This is a genomic window from Rhodococcus sp. EPR-134, from assembly GCF_001647205.1.
GTDB classification, from domain to species: domain Bacteria; phylum Actinomycetota; class Actinomycetes; order Mycobacteriales; family Mycobacteriaceae; genus Rhodococcus_F; species Rhodococcus_F qingshengii.
This window is the reverse complement of the sequence record NZ_LVCT01000741.1, coordinates 1-1,264: the sequence shown is the minus strand read 5'-3', so window position 1 is coordinate 1,264 and position 1,264 is coordinate 1. Positions and strand designations below refer to the sequence as shown.

Annotated in this window: 1 protein-coding gene; it reads left to right on the top strand. The window is 62.0% G+C overall.

The features are described from left to right. Positions 1-69 precede the first annotated feature (69 nt). Positions 70-1,232, top strand: a protein-coding gene (locus A2J01_RS32010; RefSeq protein WP_085989961.1) for an IS3 family transposase whose coding sequence is annotated in 2 segments (ribosomal slippage) — positions 70-354 and positions 357-1,232 — 1,161 coding nt in all. Because the reading frame shifts where the segments join, the coding sequence is not laid out codon by codon here. Positions 1,233-1,264 lie beyond the last annotated feature (32 nt).

The following is a 1,264-nucleotide window of genomic DNA, read 5'->3' as shown; positions in this document are numbered from 1 at the left end:
GGGTCTGCTGCACGGATAGGTGACATCTGATCTGTGGTGCCGAGAGGTGCCGCTGGAAGGATGTGCACCATGCCGAAGCCCTATCCCCGAGAGTTCCGTGAGGACGTTGTTCGGGTTGCCCGCAGTCGCGAGCCCGGAATGCTGTTGAAGCAGATCGCCGCCGACTTCGGGATCAGTGAATCCTGCCTGACGGGTTGGCTGAAAGTGGCCGATATCGAGGACGGAATCAAATCAGGAACTACCGGTGAGGACGTGGTCGAGAACCGGGAACTGCGCAAGCGAATCCGGTTGCTCGAGCAGGAGAACGAAGTCTTGCGCCGTGCTGCCGCCTATCTTTCCCAGGCGAACCTGCCGGGAAAATGATGTACCCGCTCGTTCGTGAGCTGGCCGAGGACGGCATTCCCGTCACGGTGACGTGCCGGGTACTCGAGATCGCTCGCCAGCCCTACTACCGGTGGCTGGCTGACCCGGTGACCGATGCCGACCTCGCGGAGGCCTACCGGGCGAACGCTCTGTTCAGGGCCCATAAGGACGACCCGGAGTTCGGCTACCGGTTCCTGTTCTACGAGGCTCGCGACGCCGGCCAGGTGATGGCCGAGCGCACAGCGTGGCGGATCTGCTCGAACAACGGCTGGTGGAGTGTGTTCGGCAAGAAACGCGGAAAAGCCAAGCGCCCGGGGCCTGCGGTCCACGACGACCACGTCCAACGCAACTTCACCGCCGATGCTGCGAATCAGCTGTGGCTGGGCGACATCACAGAGCATTGGACGAGCGAAGGCAAGCTCTACCTGTGCGCGTTCAAAGACGTATTCTCCAACCGGATCGTTGGCTACTCCATCAGCGATCGGATGAAGTCCCGGCTCGCGGTCGATGCGCTCGACAACGCCGTCGCCCGCCGAGATTTCGTCGCAGGCTGCGTGGTCCACACCGACAGAGGATCGCAATTTCAATCAAAAAAATTCGTCCGTGCTCTGAGCCGCCATCACATGGTCGGCTCGATGGGCCGCGTCGCTGCGGCCGGCGACAATGCCGCCATGGAGAGCTTCTTCTCTCTACTGCAAAAGAACGTCCTGGACCGCCGCCCCTGGCGCACCCGTGACGATCTCAGGATCGCGATCGTCACCTGGATCGAAAGGACCTACCACCGCCGACGCCGCCAAGTCGGGCTCGGCCGATTGACCCCCATAGAATACGAGACCATCATGACCACACCAGCCACTCAGGCTGCGTGACTCAACCTGTCACCTGATCGTGCAGCAGACCC